Origin of the sequence: Specibacter sp. NPDC057265, from assembly GCF_042668835.1 — a bacterium.
GTDB lineage: Bacteria > Actinomycetota > Actinomycetes > Actinomycetales > Micrococcaceae > Specibacter.
In genome coordinates this window covers 242538-260791 of the sequence record NZ_JBHUYE010000001.1, presented here as the reverse complement: position 1 = coordinate 260791, position 18254 = coordinate 242538, and the positions used below count along the sequence as shown (strand labels likewise).

The following is an 18254-nucleotide window of genomic DNA, read 5'->3' as shown; positions in this document are numbered from 1 at the left end:
CGCCGCAACCACGGGAGTCCTGGTGCCCATCCCCGCCGCAAAAAATCCGCCCGTCCAGACCAAATCCCGCACCCAGGCACTGGATGGCATCCGCGGGGTGGCCATTGGCGCCGTCATTGCCTCCCATTACGTGCCCGTCTTTGCCCCCGGCGGCTTTGACGGCGGCGCGTACGGCGTGCTGGTGTTCTTTGTTTTGAGCGGATATCTCATCACCACCCTGCTGTTGAAGGAGCATGAGCGCACCGGGCGGATCGAACTGAAGGCCTTTTACATCCGCCGGGCGCTGCGGCTTTTGCCGGCCCTGTACCTTTTCCTGCTCGTGGCCCTGGCGCTGGCGTTCACCGTGGGCCGGCAGCTGCGCATGGATCCGGACGGCGCCGTCACGGGCGCGGTGATGGCATTCTTTTACGTCTTCAACTTCGCCGACTTCCAAGGCCTGCAGATCCCCCATTCCATGACCGTGCTTTGGACGCTGTCCGTGGAGGAACAGTTTTATCTCCTCTGGCCCCTGGTCCTGATCCTCCTGCTGGGGGCACCGGCACTGAAGCCGCGCCTGCAAAAGCTGGTGCTCGGCGCCGCCGTGGTGTTCACACTGCTGGGCATTGTGGCCTTCCTGTTCCTTGGCCTGATGTCCTTCTACCGGACGTGGACGTGGATTGCCCCGCTGCTTTTGGGTGCGTCCCTGGCCATTGCCCAACGCCGCACCCAGGGACAATTTGGCGCGGAGGTGGCAAAGTTCGCCCCCATTGCCTGGTGCCTGCTGCTGCTGGTGGCGCTGTCCCCGCCCACATTGAACAGCGTGGTCACGCATGCGGTGGTGGTGCCGCTGCTGTCCCTGGCCAGCTGCGTCATCATTGCCCGCAGCACCGGCAGCCAAGCCACCGTCTCCACGCGGGTGCTCGGCTCGCCCCTGCTGGTCTATGTGGGCAGACGTTCCTACGGGCTCTACCTGTGGAACCTCCTTGCCCTGGAGTCGCTGGAGCCTTTCATCACGGACCCGGTGCTGCTCATTGTCTGCGCGCTCGCCGTTGCCTTTGCCGTGGCCGAGGCGTCCTACCGTTGGGTGGAGATGCCCGCGCTGCGGCACAAGCACCGCTTCGAGCGGGCGCAGCTGGCCTGAGGCCGGGCTCACGCCGTCAGCAGGGCCGCGTCCAGCCCGGCCACGGCCAGCTCCGCCCCCAGCGCCACCACCTCGCCCATGACAATCACTGCCGGATTGCGGCAGGTGGAGGAGGCCGCCACAATGCCAGCCAGCGTTGACGTTGTGGTGCGCGCGGTGGGGCTGAAACCACGCTCGAGAACGGCAACCGGCGTGCTGGCGGCCAGCCCGGCCAGGCGCAGCCCCGCCACGAGCGAGGGCAGCGTGCCGATGCCCATGAGCACCACAAGGGTGCCGCCCAGGCCCGCCAAATGGGCATACTCCCTGCCTGTAAGCGGGGCGTGCCCGGAGACCACCGTGAACAGGTGGCTGACATTGCGGTGCGTGAGGGGAATGCCGGCCGCGCCGGGGACGGCAATGGCGCTGGAAACGCCCGGAATCACCGTCACCGGGATGCCCGCGGCCAGCGCACCGGCCATTTCCTCCCCGCCGCGGCCAAACACGAACGGGTCCCCGCCCTTGAGGCGGAGCACCTGCAGGCCGCTGCGGGCGCCGTCGATCATCCGGGCGGTGATGTCCTCCTGCGGCACCTTGTGGCGCCCGGGGGTTTTGCCCACGTCCACAAAGGTGGCCCGTGGCGCCAGCTGCGCCAGGTCCGCGGTGGGGCCCAGGCGGTCGAAATAGACCACGTCGGCCACGGCCAGGGCCCTGGCCGCGCGGACGGTGAGCAGATCGGCCGGTCCGGGGCCGCCCCCTGCGAGGGTGATGTGTCCGGTGCGTCGTGTGCGTGTCATGAAAGGTCCCCTTTACCGGTGGATTGCTTGGGCGCGGGCGTTCCGGTGCCGCGGACGGGAATGTGGGTGGCGATCAGCACCGAAGCGGCCTTTTCCCCCTGCGTGGCCGGACGGATCTGGCCCCGTTCGGGGACAAAAACAATGGAGTCATCGGCGGTGTCCGGGGCATTGACGAAGGAGCGGAAGCGGCGCAGCCGTTCGGGGTCCGCCAGGGTGGCGGCCCATTCGTCCTGGTAGTTCTCCACATGGGCGGCCATGGCGGCCTCCAGCTCCGCGGCAATGCCCAGGGAATCCTGCACCACCACCTCTTCCACCTGGGGCAGTCCACGCTCTTCCTGCCAGCGGGCCGTGCGCTGCAGCCTGTCCGCGGTGCGGATGTAATACATCAGGTACCTGTCGATGTAGCGCACCAGGGTGTCAGCGTCGAGGTCCTTGGCCAGCAGCTGGGCGTGGGCCGGGGTTGCCCCGCCATTGCCGCCCACATACAAATTCCAGCCGTCGGCGGTGGCAATGATGCCCACATCCTTGCCGCGGGCTTCGGCGCATTCACGGGCGCAGCCGGAGACGCCAAATTTGATTTTGTGTGGGCTGCGCAGGCCCCGGTAGCGCAGTTCCAGGTCAATGGCCATGGCCTGCGAGTCCTGCACCCCGAAGCGGCACCACGTGGAGCCCACACAGGACTTCACCGTGCGCAATGACTTGCCGTAGGCCTGCCCGGACTCCATGCCGGCGTCCACCAGGATCCGCCAAATTTCCGGCAGCTGCTCCAGCCGGGCCCCGAAAAGATCAATCCGTTGCCCGCCGGTGATTTTGGTGTACAGCCCAAAATCCTGGGCCACCTTGGCAATGACCGCCAGCTTCTCCGGGGTGATTTCCCCGCCTGGGATGCGCGGCACCACCGAGTAGCTGCCATCCTTTTGCATATTGGCCAGCGCCCTGTCATTGGTGTCCTGCAGCGTGCCGCGGCCCTCATCCAGGACGTAGGCGCCGTTTTGGCTGGCGAGGATATTGGCCACGGTGGGCTTGCAAATGTCGCAGCCGCGCGCCGCTTCAGCCGTCCCGGCCACGCCAAAGCGGGCCACGATGTCCGGGAAGGTGCTCAGCTCCAGGGCACGGATGCCCTCAAAAAGCTCCCGGCGGGAAAGGGCAAAGTGCTCACACAGGGCCGTGGAGACGGCAATGCCGGCTTTCACCAGTTCCCTTTCAAGCACCTTCTTCAGCAGCGGCACGCAGGAACCGCACTGGGTGCCTGCCCGGGTGCACGCCTTCAGGACGGGCAGCTCCCGCACCGGATCCTGGCCATCACAGCTGCCGCAGCCGTTGACGGCGTCGCGGACACTGCCGGCGGTGACATTGTTGCAGGAGCACAGCACGGCGTCGTCGGGAAGCTCGACCGTGGGGGCGTCCCCGCCGCCGGCCGCCGAAAGGAACGCGCCGGGTTCCGCCGGCAGTTCCCGGCCCAGCAGGGGGCGCAGGCTGGTGTAGGGGGAGGCGTCCCCCACAAAGATCCCGCCCAAAAGCGTTTTGGCGTCTTCGCTGGTGACAATTTTTTGGTACACGCCACGGGCCGGGTCTGCGTACACCACCTCCAGGCTGTTCCCGGTGCGGGCGAAGGCGTCACCGAAGCTGGCCACATCCACGCCGGAGAGCTTGAGCTTGGTGGCGGTGTCAAAACCGGGGAAGGTGGCGGTCCCGCCGTGCAGCCGGTCCGCCACAATTTCCGCCATGGTGTTGGCCGGTGCCACCAGGCCCAGGCACATGCCGCCAAAGTTGGCCACCTCGCCAATGGCCCACACGCCCGGGACCGTGGTGGCGCAGCCGTCGGTGATGACAATGCCCCCGCGCGGGCCCAGTTCAAAGCCGTGGTGTGCGGCGCCGTCGTCCCCGCGGGCCAGTTCATCACGGGGCCGCACGCCCACCGCCACCACCACCAGATCCGCCGGCACCAGCGTGCCGTCGGCCAACAGCACGCCGGTGACCTGCCCGGCACCGTCACTTTCAATGGCGGAGGGGTACACCCCGGCGGTGGCGCTCATGCCCTTTGCCGCGACCAGGCGGCCCAGGGCCTGGCCGGCGCCCTCATCAAGCTGGGCATTCATGAGCCAATTGCCGCCGTTGATGACCACTGAGGCGGCGCCGAGCTTGATGAGCCCCGCGGCGGCCTCAAGCCCCAGCAGCCCGCCGCCAATCACCGCGGTGTTCACCTTCCGGCCCAGCTTCTCCCCCAGTCGGGCCACTTGGGCATTGAGGGTCCACACGTCCTCCAGGGTGCGGTAGACGTGGGCGTGTTCGGCGCCGGGAATGCTCAGGCGCACGGCGTCGGAACCGGTGGCCAGGACCAACTGGTCGTACGGGTACTGGATTAGTTCGCCGCAGCTCATGGTCTCGACGATGCCGTTGCCGGGATCGATCCTCGCCACCTCGGCGCCCCGGACCAGCGTGATGGCGGGGTGGTCCCACAGGGCCGGATCGCCCAGGGTAAGGTCGGTGTCCACATCCGTGAGGGCCTGGCTCAGCGCCACCCTGTCATAGGGGGCATGGACCTCCTCGGTGAGGACCGTAATGTGCCAGTTGTTGAGGCCGCGGGCGTGCATGGCCTCGGCAAAACGGTGCGCTGCCGGACCTCCGCCCACCACCATAATTGCGCCAGGGGCTTTCGGATCCGGAATGTTCTGCTCGCTGGGCTGCGTCATGACAGGGCCTTTCACTGGGTGGGCCTGTTGGCGCCACGGTGTGGTCCCATCGTAGGAAAGCGCCATTACTGAACCGTTTCGCTTAAGTAACAGGCAGTTAACGCGTACCTCACTGGTGCGCCCGCCGCGGTGGTGACCCGGGTTTAACCTTGCCGACACACGCAGGGGCCGCACGGGAAACATGGCAGCCCTAGTGTGAAGTGCAGTTGATGGATCCGGGCCACCACTGCCGGGTCCAGGCCCCCAATGCCGCCTAAACGCTGCACCTACGCTGCATTTACCTAAGGAACGCTCATGGAAACGCTCATGGAAATGCCCCTGGAATTGCCCCTGGAATTGCCCCGCACCGTCCAGCAGGCCAAGGCCCGCCCCGCCCAAACAGCCCGCTGGTATGCGCTCTGCCGGCTGGACGAGCTGGAGGATTCCTGGGGCGAGGCGGTTCTCATCAACGGCCAGCAGCTGGCCTTGTTCCGGGTGGGGGCAAGCCAGGTGTTTGCCGTCTCCCACGCCGATCCGGCCACCCGCTCCCACGTCATGGCCCGGGGACTGGTGGGTTCGCGCGGGGATGTCCCCACGATCGCCTCGCCCCTGCACAAGGAGGTCTATTCACTGGCCACGGGGGAGTGCTTTGGCCACCCCGAACTCCACTTGGGCACCTATCCGGTGCGGGTGGTGGACGGCGCCATTGAGGTGTCCCTGGATATGTGCCGTTAGCCATCTGCGTGGCAGGGCTGCCTTGCTGTCGGTGATGTCATGCGCCGGGCTGGTCCTGAATTTGGCGCATGGCGACTCTTGGCGCCAAACCCGGTCTGGGTTTGGCGCATAAAGTTGTGCCACGTTTCTTATGCGCCGGATTCGGTGCGGTTTTGGCGCATAAAAAAGCTGAACATGTTGTGGGTGCGACCGGGCTGTGTGTTGTACACATAAGATGCGGGGTGCGGCCCAAAACTGGCGGTGTCCCAGCCGTATTTGTCACATTCCGGCGATCTTGGCAGGAGTGCGGTGTTGGGGATGCAAGTGGCCAAGCTGCCAGGGGGAATGCGGGAATTGAACAAGCTGATGCCGCCGCGAGCGTGCTGTTGGCGGGTCCGAAAACGTGGAGCTGCGATCTCCGCACGGCTGTGACCCCCGTCCAGCCGGTCTTCAACGCCACGGCTGACACCGTCAGAATTCCCGTCAAGACCGGAGTCACGTACTACATCAACAATGTGGCCAGGAAGGATGGGCTGCCCGGCTCTAAGGGATTCAACGGCTGTTGAGAGTGCCTGCGCCGCCGGCCTGTGCCGGCGACGCACCCTTGCCTAGAGGTTTTCCAACCCCAGGGCGCCCTCCACATCCAGCACCACTGCCGCAAGCGCCCGCTGCGCCTCCGAGCGGGCGGCATCGAGCTGATCCGCCTCGGCCACCGGCACAATCACTTCCAGGTAGCACTTGAGCTTGGGCTCGGTGCCGCTGGGCCGGACAATGACCCGGGTGCCGTTGCGTGTCAGATACGCCATGCCGTCGGTGGCGGGAAGATCCGCGGTGCCCACTGACAAGTCCTTGTGTTCGGTCACGGCGGAACCGTCAAAGGCGGCCGGGGGCTGGCTCCGCAGCCTGTCCATCATGGCCACAATGTCCGAAGGGTCCTCCACCCGGATGCTCATTTGATTGCTCACATGCAGCCCGTGGACCAGTGCCAGCTCATCCAGGACATCAAAGACCGTCCGGCCGTCCGCCTTGAGGGCGGCAGCCATTTCCGCCAGCAGCAGCCCGGCGGAAATGCCGTCCTTGTCCCGCACCAGCTCCGGGGCTACACAGTAGCCCAGGGCTTCCTCATAGCCAAAGGTCAGCCCCGGCACCCGAGAGATCCACTTGAAGCCCGTGAGGGTTTCCCGGTGCTGGTAGCCGGCGGCGGCGGCAATCTTGGCCAGCAGCCGCGAGGAAACAATGGAGTTCGCGAACACCGGCGCCGCGCCGGCGTCCACGGCCCCGCCGCGCAGCACCAGGTGTGCGCCCAACAACGCCCCCACCTGGTCGCCGTGGAGCTGGTGCCATTGCCCGGTGGCCGGGTTCCGGGCACCCAGGGCCACCCGGTCGGCGTCGGGGTCATTGGCCAGCACCAGATCGGCATCCACGGACTCCGCCAGTGCGAACGCCAGGTCCATGGCGCCGGGCTCCTCCGGGTTGGGGAACGCCACGGTGGGGAACCCGGGGTCCGGCTGGGCCTGCTCCGGCACGGGGTGGACGTCGCTGAAGCCGGCCTGCGCCAGCACCGCCAGCGCCGTTTCATGCCCCACCCCGTGCATGGAAGTGTGCACAATCCGCAGCCCGCGCGCCGGAAAGGTGCCAGGATCGGCCACTGCGGCGGCGGCGGCAATGTAGTTTTCCACCAGCTCCGGACCCAGCACCGTCCAGCCCTGCTCCGCCATGCCAATGGCGGCGGTGTCACCAAATTCGCCCGCCCGGGCCACGGCGGCAATGTGTCCTGCAATGTCGGCGTCGTGCGGGGCCACAATCTGCACGCCCTGGGCCTCGGCGGCCACTGCCCGCCCGCCCAGGTAGACCTTGTAGCCATTGTCCTGCTTGGGGTTGTGGCTTGCGGTGACCATGATCCCCGCCTCGCAGGACAGCGCCCGCACCGCGTACGCCAGCACGGGCGTGGGCAGCGGCGCCGGCAACAGGTAGGTCTCAATGCCGGCGGCGGTGAAGATGGCTGCCGTTTCGGCGGCAAAGGCGCTTGAATTGTGGCGGGCGTCAAAGCCCACCACGGCCCGGGGGCGGTAGGAAAGCCCGCCCACGGGTGCGGGGCCGCCGTCGTGCTCCTGGGCCAGGGCCAACAGGTGGGCCGCCACACCCGCAGCGGCCCGGCGCACCACCGTCCTGTTCATCCGGTTGGGGCCCGGGCCCATGGCGGCCCGCAGCCCGGCAGTGCCGAACTGCAGATCCCCGGCAAAGCTGTCCACCAGCTCCGCGGGATCCGCCGCGGCGTCCGCAATCAGCTCCTGCAGCGCCTGGGCCGTGGCGGGATCGGGATCGTTGGCGGCCCACACGGCGGCCGCTTCGCGCAGGGCGGCGAGTTCGAGTGCGGCCATGGACTCGGATGTTTCCTTTTGTACGTGTTTCACGCAACCAATGTATCCGCCGCCGCAGGGATGTCCTAGAGTTTGGCGATGATGCCGGCCAACAATGCCGAAATCCTGGGACCGGCGGCAACCCCTGCCTCCAGCACTTCGGTGTGGCTCAGCGGTGTGGCGCTGATGCCGGAGGCCAGGTTGGTGACCAGTGAAATGCCAAACACCTCCATGCCGGCCGCCCGGGCCGCAATGGCCTCCAGCGCGGTGGACATGCCCACCAGATCGGCCCCAATGGCCTTGGCGTACTGCACCTCGGCGGGGGTCTCATAGTGCGGGCCGGTGAACTGCGCGTACACGCCCTGATCCAGGGAGGGGTCCACCTCCAGGGCCAGGCCGCGCAGGCGCGCGGAGTACAGATCGGTCAGATCCACAAAGGTGGCACCTTCCAGGGGGGAGGTGGCCGTGAGGTTGATGTGGTCGCTGATGAGCACCGGCGTGCCGGGCGCCCAGGCCTCGTTCAAACCGCCGCAACCATTGGTCAGCACCAGCGTCTTGGCGCCGGCGGCCGCTGCGGTGCGCACCCCGTGGACCACCGCACGCACGCCCTTGCCCTCGTAAAAGTGGGTGCGGGCCCCCAGGACCAGCACGTTTTTCCCGTTTGGCGTGCGGATGGAGGTCAGTGTGGCCTGGTGCCCCACCACGGCCGGGGCCGAGAAGCCCGGGACGGTGGCGGCGTCGAGCACTGCCGTCACCTCGCCAATGAGGCCGGCCGCCGCCCCCCACCCCGAACCCAGCACCACTGCAATGTCATGGTTGGGCACGCCTGTGTGTTCGGCAATGTGGGCCGCGGCCTGCGCAGCCAGCTGGTGGGGATCAGTTGCGGGATTCTCTTGTTCATAAGTCACGGAACCAACATACAGTCCAAAGGCCTGCCGGCACCAAGGGACTTGGAGCAAAGCCGCGGCTAGGGAAGAATGTAGGACTGTGACCAGCCAACAGGATGTATTTGCGCCCTTTGCCCTTCCCAGCCTCGCCATTTTAGGTGGCGGACCCGGCGGTTACGAGGCCGCCATGGTGGCCGCCTCCATGGGAGCCGAGGTGACCATCATTGAGCGCTCCGGGGTGGGCGGCTCCGCCGTGCTCACGGACGTGGTGCCGTCCAAGACCCTCATTGCCACCGCCGACGCCATGAACCGCAACGTGGACTCCGCGGAACTGGGCGTGAGCTTCAAAGCCGCCGACGGCGACCCCAAGGAAGCCATCAAGGCCGATCTGCTGCAGATCAATGAACGCGTGCTGCGCCTGGCCAAGGAGCAGTCCACCGACATCCGCCGCGGGCTGGAGGCGGTGGGCGTGAAAATCATCATTGGCACCGGGCGGCTGCTGGACAACCGCACCATTGAGGTGGACCGCGGGGAGACCAATGAGATTGTCCGGGCCGACGCCATCCTGGTCTCCGTGGGCGCGCACCCCCGGGAACTGGCCACCGCCAAACCCGACGGCGAGCGCATTTTCAACTGGACCCAGATCTATGACCTGAAGGAACTTCCCGAGGAGCTCATTGTGGTGGGTTCGGGCGTCACCGGCGCCGAGTTCGCCTCCGCGTTCAATGGCCTGGGCTCCAAGGTCACCTTGATTTCCAGCCGCGACCAGGTGCTGCCGGGGGAGGACTCGGACGCCGCCGCCGTGCTGGAGGACGTCTTTGCCCGCCGCGGCCTCACAGTGCTCTCACGTTCCCGTGCGGAATCCGTGCAGCGCACCGAGCACGGCGTGGTGGTCACCCTGGGCGACGGCTCCACCGTCACCGGCACGCACTGCCTGGTGTGCGTTGGTTCCATCCCCAACACCACCGGCATTGGCCTGGAAGCGGCGGGGGTGGAGGTCACGTCCAGCGGCCACATCAAGGTGGACGGCGTCTCCCGCACCAGCGCGCCGAACGTCTATGCCGCCGGCGACTGCACAGGCGTCTTCGCCCTGGCCTCGGTGGCCGCCATGCAGGGCCGCATCGCCGTGGCCCACCTGGGCGGCGACGGCGTGCGCCCGCTGAAGTTGAAAAACGTCTCCTCCAACATCTTCACCTCCCCGGAAATTGCCTCGGTGGGTGTTTCGGAGGCGGACCTGGCCAGCGGAAAGTACCAGGGGGATGTGCTGAAGCTTTCGCTGCGCACCAATGCCCGCGCCAAGATGCGCAATGTGGATGAGGGTTTCATTAAGATCATTGCCCGCAAGGGCTCCGGAACCGTCATTGGCGGTGTGGTGGTGGGTGCCGGGGCCTGTGAGCTGATTTTCCCCATTGCCCTGGCCGTGGCCCAAAAGCTGCATGTGGATGACGTTGCCAGCACCTTCACCGTCTATCCCTCCTTGTCCGGCTCCATTTCGGAGGCGGCGCGCCGCCTGCATGTTCACATGTAGGACACCTTTCCTGCCGCGATCTGAAGTGGGTTAACGTGTCCTATGAGCAAATTACCTGCAGGCCGGGGCGGAACAGCCGCCCCGGCCCGTCGAGAGACCTTCTCCTCGCGAAAACTCTTCATCCTTTCAGCCATCGGCTCCGCCGTAGGCCTGGGTAACATTTGGCGCTTCCCGTACGTGGCGTATGAAAACGGCGGCGGCGCCTTCCTCGTCCCCTATTTGGTGGCGCTGCTGTGTGCCGGCATCCCGCTGCTGTTTTTGGACTACTCCATTGGCCACCGCTTCCGCGGCTCGGCGCCCCTGTCCTACCGCCGTCTGCACCGCGCCGCGGAGCCCCTGGGCTGGTGGCAGGTGTTGATTTGTTTTGTCATTGCCATCTACTACGCGGCCATCATTGCCTGGGCAGCCATGTACACCTGGTTCTCCGTGACCCAGGCCTGGGGCGACGACGCCGAGGGCTTCTTCTTTGGCGAGTACCTGCAGTCCGCCGACGAGGCCGGGCTGTCCTTTGACTTTGTCTCCAGCGTCTTCTTCCCCATGCTCGCAGTCTGGCTGGTGACCATTGTGATCATGGTGGCCGGGGTCAACAAGGGCATTTCCCGGGCCAATGCGGTGTTCCTGCCGCTGCTGGTGGTCATGTTCATCATCCTAGTGGTGCAGTCGGTGTTCCTGGAAGGCGCCATGGAGGGCCTGAACGCCTTCTTCACCCCCGACTGGGCCGCGCTGCGCGACGCCAGCGTGTGGGCTGCCGCCTTTGGCCACATCTTCTTTTCCCTCTCCGTGGCCTTTGGCATCATGGTCACCTACTCCTCCTACCTCAAGCGCAAAACCGATCTGACCGGTTCCGGCATGGTGGTGGCCTTCGCCAACTCCGGCTTTGAGATCCTGGCCGGCATTGGTGTTTTCGCGGCCCTGGGCTTCATGGCGGTGGCTTCCGGAACGGCCGTGGACGAGGTGGCCTCCGGCGGCATTGGTTTGGCCTTCGTGGCCTTCCCCACGATTGTTTCCGAGGCCCCCTTTGGTGCGGTGCTGGGTGTGTTGTTCTTCGGCTCGCTGGTCTTTGCCGGCCTGACCTCGCTGATCTCCATTTTGGAGGTCATTGTGGCCGCCTTCCAGGACAAGCTGGGCTGGAGCCGCAAGCTGGCCACGCTGGCCGTCACCATCCCCATTGCAGTGATTTCGCTGCTGCTCTTCCCCACCACCACCGGCATCCAGCTGCTGGACACCTCCGATGCGTTCGTGAACCAGTTCGGCATCCTGGCCTGCGCGCTGGTGAGCGTGATTGTCATTTCCGCCGGGCTCAGCAGCCTGCCGCGGCTGCAAAAGCACCTCAACCTCACCTCCTCCATCAAGATGGGCGCCGGCTGGCGCATCCTGGTGGGCGGAATTGTGCCGGTGGCGCTGGGCTACATGCTCATCAGCGAGGTCCAGGCCAAGAGCGCCGAACAGTACTCCGGCTACCCGGCCTGGTTCAACGGCGTCTTTGGCTGGGGCATGGCGGGGGCCTTGATTGTGGGGGCGCTGCTGCTGTCCCTGATTCCCTGGAGCGACAAATCCAAGCTCAAGGATCCCGAATATGAGCAGTTCAACAGTGACGCCCAAGGTGCCGGCGATGTGGACAACAACGCCAGGCTTGGCTCCACCGGGCTTGGTTCTACCGGGCTTGGCTCGGGTGCTCGCCACTCCGCCGAAGCCGGCGCCACCGTGGGGGAGGTGAAGAAATGACCCCGGTAGCAATCACCATGATGATCATTGCCATGTTGACCGTGTGGGGCGGACTGGGCCTGGCCCTGTGGAACCTGTCCAGGCACCCCGAAGAACAGGACGAGCTCCCCAACGAGGTGCCCGAACCCTAGGACCCGAAAGTCCGGCACGGCTGGATTCCGCCGGTGCCGCTTTGGCGCACCACAGCCCTTAGTTGCCCGGCGGGACGTCCGTGGGAGGCGTGCCGCCCGGGACGCCTCCCGGCGGCGTGCCGCCTTCCGTGGGAGGCGTCCCGCCGGGCCCTCCCTCAGGCCCTCCCTCCGGCGGAGTGCCGCCACCCATCCCGCCCGGTGCCGCGCCGGCGCTGGGCGTGGTGGTGGTGTCAATCCCGACGGTGAGTTCCACCCGGTAGCCCGCCGTGGCGTCACCGGACACGGTGGCCAGCTGCAGCGCACCGCCGTCGTCACTAAAGACATTGTCCGTTTCCAGACTGATCTGGGCCAGGTTGGCGATGGACCCGGCATAGTCGGGCAGGGCGTACACGGTTTCGCTGATGTCCTGGGGCAGGGCAATCTGCGAGGTGGCAATGGCATTGGCGGAATCGGTGATGTCATCCACCGTGGGGTAGACCTCAAAGTGGATGTGCGGCCAGCGGCCCGTGTAGCAGGCCGGGAAAATGGAGGTGTAGCCCACCTTCCCGTCACTGTCGGCCACCTGCACCCCGCGCAAATAGCTTTCGCCCTCAATGCCCTCGGAGTACATGGAGTAGCCGCCTGCGGCATTGCAGTGCCACACATACACGGCGGCATCTTTGAAGGGCGCATTGCCATTGGCCATGTCCACCACGGTGAGCGCCAATGTCATGGGCACGCCCGCAGCCGTTGCGCCGCCGCCAATGCTGGAGCGGATGTCGCTGCGGACAATGCCCGCATTCTCCAGCACGTCAGGACCGTTGGACCCGTCCCCCGGGTAGGGGCCCGCGGTCTCATCAGGCACCTCCACCACAGCCAAGGCGGGCGCGTCCGTGGAATTGCCCGAACAGGCCGCGAGCGCCAAAGCCCCCATGCCCACCCCAAAAACACCAATCATTTTCCGGCGGCTGAGCAGGGTGCCAAGGTCAAAGGCGATGCCTTGATCCACAACCTCCTCCCCGGCCCGGTCAAGCAGCCGGCCCTCATAGGATGGTCCGCTCGGGGTGTGCTGTGGTTCCGGGATCTTGCTCATGGCGCCTCACGTGCTTTGCTGTAATGGTTGCTTCAAGCATCCACCTCCAGCCAAGGCCGCCGCTGTGGCGAAGCTGTGCGGCAGTTAAGAGGGTTGGCATTGACCCGCCCAGCACGTCACAGCGTGCCCGCGTGCCTCAGACGGGTGCAAAATGGGCCTCGATCAGCTCCTGCAGTGCTCCATGGCAGCCGCCGCAGCCGGTGCCGGCACGGGTTGCGGCGGAGACCTCCGGCACGCTGGCGCAGCCGCCGGCCACCGCGGACAGCACGGCACCGGCGCTGATGCCCGCGCAGCGGCACACGGTCCTGCCGGGATCCGTGCCGGCACCGCCCAGTGCGCCGGCGGCGTCCGGACCGTCCAGGCGCAGCAGCGCAGATCTGTCCGCAGGCAATTCCGAGCCGCGTTCAAACAACAGGGTCAGCTCCGCCCCGGTCCGCGGCATGCCCACACTGATGAAACCGGCCAGCACACCTGCGCGGGTGGTCATTTTTACGTATTTGCCGTGTTCGGGATCGGCCCACACGCTCACCTGCTGGCCCGGGACGTCGTCGAACGGCCCAGCGGCCACCTCTCCGGCGGCAGCCACGTCCACGCCGCGGGCCTTGAGCATCATGACGGCCGCCTGCTCCGGCGGCAGGGGAGCCGGCGCCGCGCCTCCGCCCAGGAATCCGGCCAACCATTCAGCCTGACGCCAGCCGGGACCAATCAGGCCGGCCGGTCCCGTGCCGGCGGCGCAGTCCGGGCAGCCGGCGTCCAGGCAACGGATGTGGGCGCAGTCACCCACGGCGAACACCTGGGGATCGTGGTGCGCCCGCAACTGGTGATCCACCAGGATTCCGCGGTCCGTGGCCAGGCCGGCTCCGGCCGCCACCTCCACCCGGGGCCGCACCCCGCAGGAGAGCAGCAGCAGGTCCCCGGCCACCGGGTCCCCATCCTCCTGCAGCAGCGCCGCAAAGGCCGCGCCACCCCCAGGTCCCGGGCGCAGGTCCACACCCACTGCCCGGGCCTTGGCCACCACCTTGATGCCGCGGGCGCGCAGCGCGGCAGCCACCGTGTGGCCGGCCCCGGCGTCGATGCTGCGTCCCAGGGCATGCGCGCCGTGGTGGACCACCGTGACCTGGGCGCCTTCGTCGCGGGCAGCCAGGGCGGCTTCCAGGCCCAGGATGCCGCCGCCCAGCACCACCACGTGCGCGTGCCGTTCGACGGCGCTGCGCAGCACCGCCGCATCGTCCAGATCGCGCAGGGCAATCACGCCCGCCGGCAGGGGTGCGTGCGCAGCCGGGTCCGGGTTGAGCCCGTGCAGGGTGGGAATCACGGGCCGGGCGCCGGTGGCGAAGACCAGCTGCTGGTAGTGGATCCAGGTACCGTCCGCCAGCAGCACGCCCTGGCGGGCCCGGTCCACGCGGAGCACCCGCGCCGCCAAGTGGACGGCAACGCCCGCGGCCACGAGCTCGGCGGGGTCTGAGACGTTCATGGCTGCCGCGGTGGTGCGGCCCACGCCCAGATCGGCCACCAAGACCCGGTTGTAGGCGGCGGCGCCCTCCTCGCCAATGACTGTCAGGGCCAGGTCCCCGCACCGGACGGCGGGCAGCAGCCCCTCAATGAGCCTGGCCGCCACCGGTCCATAACCAATCACCACCACGTGCTGCGCCGTTGCCTTCATGACGCCTCCTGCAAGGCGCCGGTGCCGGGGGCCGCGGTGCCTGCCGTGACGGTGACGGAACTGGCCTTGAATCCCGGCATGCCGGAAATGGGATCCACGGCTGCACTGGTGAGCAGGTTCGCGTTCTCCTCCTGGGCAAAATGGAAGGGCAAAAACACGGTGTCGGGGCGGATGGTGGTGCTCAGTTCCGCCGTGCACCGCACGGTGCCGCGCGCATTGGCGATCGTGACGGGACCGCCGTCGGAAATGCCCCGGGCGTGGGCCGCCAGGGGGTGGATGAGCAGCCGGGCATGCGGGGCGGCGTCGGCCAGGGCCGGCACGCGCCGGGTCTGGGTGCCTGACTGGTAGTGCTCCAACAGCCTGCCGGTGGTCAGGGCGAGGGTGGCGCCGGCAAACAAGGCGTCCCGGGCCGGTGCGGGCGCGGGGGAGACGGGCGTCAGCACCGCCCGGCCGTCCGGGTGCGCGAAGGCCTCAAGGAACAGCCGCGGCGTTCCCGTACTGCCCGCCGGGTAGGGCCAGTACGCTGCCGCACCGGAATCCAGCAGCGCATAATCAATGCCGGAGTAGTCGGCCAGGCCGCCGGCGGAGGCCGCCCGCAGTTCGGTGAACACGGTCTGAGGATCGGCGCTGAAGGTGGACGGGGCTTTCAGGCGCCGGGCCAGTTCGGCCATGATCCACAACTCCGAACGTGCCCCCGCAGGCGGGGTGACGGCGGCCCGGCGGCGCAGCACCCGCCCCTCCAAATTGGTCATGGTGCCCTCCTCCTCCGCCCACTGCAGCACCGGCAGCACCAGGTGGGCCTCCCGCGCCGTTTCCGACATGAAAAAATCACACACCACCAAAAAATCCAAGGCACGCAGCCCCTTGACCACCTCTGTGGCATTGGGAGCCGACACCGCCACATTGGCCCCGTGGATGAAAAAGGTCCGCACCCCGCCCGGTTTGCCCAGGGAGGCGAGCAGCTCCACGGCGGGCAGCCCGGGCCCCGGAATGGCCTCCGGTTCCACACCCCAGACCCGGGCCACATGGGCGCGGGCGGCAGGGTCGGTGATCTTGCGGTAGCCGGGCAGCTGGTCGGCCTTTTGGCCGTGCTCCCGGCCGCCCTGGCCGTTGCCCTGGCCGGTGAGGGTGCCGTAGCCGCTGTTGGCGGAGCCGGGCAGGCCCAGCAGCAGGGCCAGGTTGATGGCGGCGGTGGCGGTGTCGGTGCCGTCCACCTGCTGCTCCACGCCGCGCCCGCTCAGGATGTAGCTGCCGCCGCGGCGGGCACCCGCTGCCAACAGCCGGGCGGTTTCACGCAGCTGCCCGGTGGGAACCCCGGTCACGGCCTGCACCCTTTCCGGCCACCAGGGGGCCACGCTGCGCGCCAGGGCCGGGTAGCCGCCGGTGCGGCCGGTGATGAAGTCCGTGTCCGCAAGCCCCTCATGGATGACCAGGTGGCACAGGCCCAGCAGCAGCACCAGATCGGTGGCGGGTGCAGGCTGGAGGTGCAGGCCGGCGCCGTCGGCGGTGAAATCGGCGGTGGCGGTGCGGCGGGGATCCACCACAATCAGCCCGCCCGCGGCCCGTGCGCCCTGGAGGTGCTGGATGAACGGGGGCATGGTCTCGGCCACATTGGAGCCCAGCAGCAGCACGGTGTGGGCAGTGTCCAGATCCGCCAGCGGAAACGGCAGCCCCCGGTCAAGGCCAAAGGCGCGGTTGCCGGCGGCCGCGGCGGAGGACATGCAGAACCTGCCGTTGTAGTCGATGCGGGAGGTGCCCAGCGCCAGTCGGGCAAACTTGCCCAGCTGGTAGGCCTTCTCGTTGCTCAGGCCGCCGCCGCCAAAGACGCCCACCGCATCCGGGCCGTGGCTGCTGCGCGTGGCGGTGACCTGCCCGGCAATCAAGTCCAGCGCATGCTCCCACTCCACGGGGCGGTGGACGCCGTCGGGCCCGCGCAGCAGGGGAGTGGCCACGCGGTGTGCATGGCCCAGCAGGGCCGCGGAGGTCCAGCCCTTGCGGCACAGTCCGCCGCGGTTGGTGGGGAAATCGCGGCCGGCAATGACGGGTTCGGGCAGCGCATCCGTCACTGTCATGGCACATTGCAGGGCGCAGTAGGGGCAGTGCGTGGCGGTTGCCGTCGGGGCCGGCGTCGTACCCATTACACATGTCCCAACGACGTCGCCGAGGACGGGCGCAGGTACACGGCCCAGGTCAAGGCCATGAGCACCAGGTAAGCTGCCACGAATCCCATGAAGGCGCCCTCATAACCACCGGTGGCCTGGCGTGAGGCATTCAAGACCTGCGGAACCACGAAGCCGCCATAGGCGCCGATGGCTGAGATGATGCCCAAAGCGGCCGAACCCTTGCGGGTGGCGCTCATGCGCCCATCAGTGCCAGTGCTGGCCCGAAGTGCAAACACCAGGGGAATCATGCGGTAGGTGGAACCGTTGCCGGCGCCGGCTGCCGCGAAGAGGAGCAAAAACAGCAGCAGGAAGATCGGGAAGCTGTTCAGCGGCAAGGTGGACAGCTGCGCCAGGGCGGTCACTGCCAGCACCCCAAAGCAGGCCACCGTGACGCGGGCACCACCCCAGCGGTCGGCCAGCCTGCCGCCGAATGGCCGGGCCAGGGAACCAATCAAGGCCCCCAGGAACGCCAGGGAGATCACGGCCGGTCCAATGGCGATGCCCACCCCGGTACCAAAGGAATCCATGATCAGCTTGGGGAACACGGCAGCGAAGCCGATAAAGGAGCCAAAGGTGCCAATGTACAGCAGGGCCAGAATCCACAGGTGCGGCTCCCGCAGGGACGCCAGCGAACCGGCGACGTCGGACTTGGCGCTGGCCAGGTTGTCCATGTACTTCCAGGCACCCCAGGCGGCAATGAGGATCAACGGCACCCACATGAGCCCGGCCAGCGGCAGTCCCACGGTGCCGGCCGCCAGCAGTGCCACGGCCAAAGGAACCATGAACTGTGCGACGGCGGCGCCGAGGTTTCCCCCGGCTGCGTTCAGTCCCAGCGCCCACCCCTTTTCACGCACCGGGTAGAAGTAGGTGATGTTGGCCATCGAGGAGGCAAAGTTGCCGCCGCCCAGACCGGCCAGGGCGGCCACGGCCAGCATGGTGGAAAACGGTGTGTCCGGATTGCCCAGGCACCAGGCCATGCCCAGCGTCGGAATGAGCAGCAGCAGGGCCGAGATGATGGTCCAGTTGCGCCCGCCAAACTTGGCCACCATGAAGGTGTAGGGGATCCGCAAGGTGGCGCCGACCAGGGACGGGATGGAGATCAGCCAAAACAGTTCAGCGGAGCTAAAGGTGAAGCCGGCGCCGGGCAGGAACACCACCACGATCGACCACAACTGCCACACCACGAAACCCAGGAACTCGCAGGCAATGGACCAGGCCAGATTGCGTTTGGCAATGGCCCGTCCGGCGCTTTTCCATTGCACCGTGTCCTCGGCGTCCCAATGGTGCAGCCACCGCCCGGGCGTGCGGCTCAGCGCCGTCGTGCCGGCAATGTCCCGTGTGGTGTTGTCCACGCTGTTTCCCGTCATGACAAAACCTCCCCTTGCGGCACCGTGCGCCGCGCCTTTGAACGTGTGCGTTCCACGCTAGGGAAGCGGCGTTTCCGGTC

The 18254-nt window shown here is 67.4% G+C and carries 13 protein-coding genes; 5 read left to right on the top strand and 8 right to left on the bottom strand.

Annotated features, from left to right (window positions below):
* Positions 1-22 precede the first annotated feature (22 nt).
* Positions 23-1120, top strand: a complete 1098-nt coding sequence (locus ACFUCV_RS01100; RefSeq protein WP_380811088.1) for an acyltransferase family protein — start codon at positions 23-25, stop codon at positions 1118-1120.
* 8 nt (positions 1121-1128) lie between these two features.
* Here the strand turns inward: ACFUCV_RS01100 and cobA are convergent, their stop codons facing one another.
* Positions 1129-1893, bottom strand: coding sequence for a uroporphyrinogen-III C-methyltransferase (gene cobA / locus ACFUCV_RS01095; protein ID WP_380811086.1), 765 nt, complete (start codon positions 1891-1893; stop codon positions 1129-1131).
* Positions 1890-4586: a nitrite reductase large subunit NirB gene (gene nirB, locus ACFUCV_RS01090; protein WP_380811084.1), complete on the bottom strand. Its 2697-nt coding sequence runs from the start codon at positions 4584-4586 to the stop codon at positions 1890-1892. The genes cobA and nirB overlap by 4 nt, the downstream gene beginning before the upstream one ends.
* A gap of 294 nt (positions 4587-4880) precedes the next feature.
* Between nirB and nirD the strand changes: the two genes are divergently transcribed.
* Positions 4881-5300 carry a nitrite reductase small subunit NirD gene (nirD, locus tag ACFUCV_RS01085; RefSeq protein ID WP_380811082.1) on the top strand — a complete coding sequence of 140 codons (420 nt, stop codon included), beginning with the start codon at positions 4881-4883 and terminating at the stop codon, positions 5298-5300.
* A 587-nt stretch (positions 5301-5887) separates the two neighbouring features.
* On the opposite strand, the gene ACFUCV_RS01080 is transcribed toward nirD, so the two are convergent.
* Both ACFUCV_RS01080 and ACFUCV_RS01075 read right to left on the bottom strand, forming a co-directional pair.
* Entirely contained in the window at positions 5888-7660 is a 1773-nt protein-coding gene (locus ACFUCV_RS01080; RefSeq protein WP_380811462.1) for a phospho-sugar mutase, read from the bottom strand.
* Positions 7661-7725: 65 nt separating this feature from the next.
* The gene (locus ACFUCV_RS01075; protein WP_380811080.1) at positions 7726-8547 is read right to left on the bottom strand and encodes a purine-nucleoside phosphorylase; all 822 of its coding nucleotides are present in this window, start codon (positions 8545-8547) and stop codon (positions 7726-7728) included.
* Between the two features lie 79 nt (positions 8548-8626).
* Here ACFUCV_RS01075 and ACFUCV_RS01070 point away from each other — a divergent pair, with 79 nt between their 5' ends.
* Genes ACFUCV_RS01070 through ACFUCV_RS01060 form a run of 3 tightly spaced genes read left to right on the top strand, consistent with a single transcriptional unit; the run spans position 8627 to position 11910 of the window.
* Positions 8627-10054 carry an NAD(P)H-quinone dehydrogenase gene (locus ACFUCV_RS01070; RefSeq protein ID WP_380811078.1) on the top strand — a complete coding sequence of 476 codons (1428 nt, stop codon included), beginning with the start codon at positions 8627-8629 and terminating at the stop codon, positions 10052-10054.
* 42 nt (positions 10055-10096) lie between these two features.
* A complete protein-coding gene (locus ACFUCV_RS01065; RefSeq protein WP_380811076.1) occupies positions 10097-11779 on the top strand; it encodes a sodium-dependent transporter in 1683 nt (560 codons plus the stop codon).
* Positions 11776-11910, top strand: a complete 135-nt coding sequence (locus ACFUCV_RS01060; RefSeq protein ID WP_380811074.1) for a methionine/alanine import family NSS transporter small subunit — start codon at positions 11776-11778, stop codon at positions 11908-11910. The genes ACFUCV_RS01065 and ACFUCV_RS01060 overlap by 4 nt, the downstream gene beginning before the upstream one ends.
* 58 nt (positions 11911-11968) lie before the next feature.
* Here the strand turns inward: ACFUCV_RS01060 and ACFUCV_RS01055 are convergent, their stop codons facing one another.
* From ACFUCV_RS01055 to ACFUCV_RS01040, 4 genes are all read right to left on the bottom strand, one after another.
* The gene (locus ACFUCV_RS01055; protein ID WP_380811072.1) at positions 11969-12982 is read right to left on the bottom strand and encodes an intradiol ring-cleavage dioxygenase; all 1014 of its coding nucleotides are present in this window, start codon (positions 12980-12982) and stop codon (positions 11969-11971) included.
* Positions 12983-13118: 136 nt separating this feature from the next.
* Positions 13119-14645 carry an FAD-dependent oxidoreductase gene (locus ACFUCV_RS01050; RefSeq protein ID WP_380811070.1) on the bottom strand — a complete coding sequence of 509 codons (1527 nt, stop codon included), beginning with the start codon at positions 14643-14645 and terminating at the stop codon, positions 13119-13121.
* Positions 14642-16783 (bottom strand): molybdopterin oxidoreductase family protein, encoded by a 2142-nt coding sequence (locus ACFUCV_RS01045; protein ID WP_380811068.1) that lies wholly within the window; start codon positions 16781-16783, stop codon positions 14642-14644. The genes ACFUCV_RS01050 and ACFUCV_RS01045 overlap by 4 nt, the downstream gene beginning before the upstream one ends.
* Positions 16783-18174 carry an MFS transporter gene (locus tag ACFUCV_RS01040; protein WP_380811066.1) on the bottom strand — a complete coding sequence of 464 codons (1392 nt, stop codon included), beginning with the start codon at positions 18172-18174 and terminating at the stop codon, positions 16783-16785. Before ACFUCV_RS01040 ends, ACFUCV_RS01045 begins: the two co-directional genes overlap by 1 nt.
* Positions 18175-18254: the final 80 nt, after the last annotated feature.